The sequence below is a fragment of the Protofrankia sp. Cj3 genome (assembly GCF_917627355.1).
Lineage (GTDB): Bacteria > Actinomycetota > Actinomycetes > Frankiales > Frankiaceae > Protofrankia.
On the sequence record NZ_CAKJTR010000184.1, the window covers coordinates 6,739 to 9,358 of the forward strand.

At 69.5% G+C, this 2,620-nt stretch carries 1 protein-coding gene; it reads left to right on the top strand.

Features of this window, described 5'->3' with window-relative positions; translation table 11 throughout:
• The first annotated feature begins 247 nt into the window (after positions 1–247).
• Positions 248–2,491, top strand: coding sequence for a glycogen debranching protein GlgX (glgX, locus tag MJ783_RS19315; RefSeq protein WP_239312326.1), 2,244 nt, complete (start codon positions 248–250; stop codon positions 2,489–2,491).
• Positions 2,492–2,620 lie beyond the last annotated feature (129 nt).

Here is a 2,620-nt window from a genome sequence, read left to right on the forward strand (position 1 = left end):
GAGGCGGCGCAGGCCCCGGTATCGATGTGGCCCGCGGCCGTGCCAGCAGCCACCTGGAGGCGGCTCTCTGATCGAATGGCGGCTCCCGAAACACGCCGCGACCCCTGGCCGTCCAATCGTCACGGATACGTGATGATTGGAAGGATTATCCAGATTGCCCGCTGACGGCGATCCCGCCGTGTGGCCAGCAGCCCATGCGCTCTCTTCCCACGAGCGCCTGAATCATTCGACAGCTACCGTGGCGAACGTGACGACACCGTCCCCGACCTGCGGCATCGTCGATTTTCCCGACCGCGCCCGGCCCGGATCGCCCGAACCGCTCGGCGTGCGCTGGGACGGATCCGGTGTGAACGTCGCGGTAGCCGCCCCCAACGCGGACGCGGTTGAGATCTGCCTGTTCGACGCCCAGGACAATGAGCACCGCTATCAACTGCCCGAACGCGACGGGGGGGTCTGGCACGGTTACCTGCCGGGGGTAGGGCCGGGCCAGCGCTACGGCCTGCGGGCACACGGCCCGTACGCCCCTGACCGCGGCCTGCGCTACAACCCGGCGAAGCTTCTCGTCGATCCCTACGCCCGGTTACTGACCGGTGGTCTTGTCCCGCACGCGGCGATCTCCGGCTTCGACGAGACCGACCCGTACTCGGTGAGTTCGGACGGGCGGGACTCCGCGCCCTTCGTCCCGCGCTGCGTGGTCGTCGACGACCGGCCGGCCGGCGCGGACCCCGCCGCCAACCGGCCGGGCACGCCCTGGCTCGACACAATCCTCTACGAGCTGCACGTGAAGGGGTTCACCCAGCGCCACCCGGATGTCCCAGCCGGCCATCGCGGCACCTACGCGGGGCTGGCGCACCCGGCGGTCATCGACCACCTGCGCACCCTTGGTGTCACCGCGGTCGAGCTGCTCCCGGTGCACGCGAACCTCTCCGAACCGACGCTGACCCGACGTGGCCTGACCAACTACTGGGGCTACAACACCGTGGGCTTCTTCGCCCCGCATCCCGACTACGCCGCCACGGACAACCCGGTGGCCGAGTTCCGTTCCATGGTCCGCGAGCTGCACGCGGCCGGTATCGAGGTCATTCTCGACGTGGTCTTCAACCACACCGCCGAAGGCAGCGAACGCGGGCCGACGCTGTCGCTGCGCGGGCTGGACAACGCCACCTACTACCGGGTGGAACCGAGCGACCCACGCCGATACCGGGATGTGACCGGGTGCGGCAACACCCTGAACACCTCATCCCCGCACGTGATCAAATTGATCATGGACTCGTTGCGCTACTGGATCACCGAGATGGGCGTGGACGGGTACCGATTCGACCTGGCGACCGCGCTCGCCCGCAACCCCGACAGCTTCGACCCGGCCGCGCCGCTGCTGACCGCCATCCACGCCGACCCGGTACTGTCAACCGTAAAGATCATTGCCGAGCCATGGGACGTCGGCTGGGGCGGCTACCAGGTCGGGGCGTTTCCCGCGCCCTGGGCGGAGTGGAACGGCCGCTACCGTGACACCGTCCGCGCGGTCTGGACCCAGCATGCCTCCGGCATGGCCGATCTCGGCTACCGGATCACCGGGTCGAGCGACCTGTACCAGCACTCGGGCCGGCGGCCGTGGGCCTCGGTGAACTTCGTGACCGCGCATGACGGCTTCACCCTCGCCGACCTCGTCTCCTACGCCGACAAACACAACGAGGCCAACGGTGAGGGAAACCACGACGGCGACGCTCACAACAACTCGACGAACTGCGGTGTGGAGGGCCCGACCGACTGTCCGGACGTGTTGTCCCACCGGCGCCGCACCCGCCGCGCGCTGCTCGCGACGCTGTTGCTGTCGGCGGGCGTGCCCATGCTGCTCGCCGGCGACGAATTCGGCCGCTCGCAGGGCGGCAACAACAACGCCTACTGCCAGGACAACGCGATCTCCTGGATGCGCTGGCCGCACGGCGCGCCAGCGGATGAATCGCCCGCGCGCGGCCCGGCTCCCGCAGCCGACCCCGCTGGGGACGACCCGATGCTGCTGCCGCTCGTCAGCGGCCTGGTGGCCCTGCGGCGGACATCGCGGACCCTGCGCCGGCAGGCGTTCTTCCACGGCGGCCCGTCCAGCGTCGGAGCGCTCGCGGACATCACCTGGTTTCGGGCCGACGGGGCAATCATGCTGGATACGGACTGGAACTCACCGCTCGTCCACACGGTCGTGGCCCACCTGTCCGGGCGAGCGCTGCCCTGGCGCACCTCGGACGGTGCTCCGGTTACCGGCGACAGTTTCCTGCTCATCCTGCGTCCGGACCCGGGCGAGGTGACTGTCGTGCTGCCGGGTGAGCCATGGGCCCGCACCTACGAACTGCTGCTGGACACCTCAGCCGAGGACCTCGCCGGGTTCCCCGGCACGCTCGACGGCCAGCGCCGGGTCATGCATGCCGGCCAGGAAGTGCAGGTCACCGGCCGCACCGTCGTGCTGCTCCGCGTCACCGACCAACACCAAACGCGCTAAAAACACCGATTTTCACACAATCCTCCGAACTGTGCACGCCCGGCAAGGGCCCGGTCAGCGCACGAACCTCGACAGACCGCTGGTCCGGCCAGATGGCGGCCGGGCGGCGACCCGAGTGCGGCCGGGTGG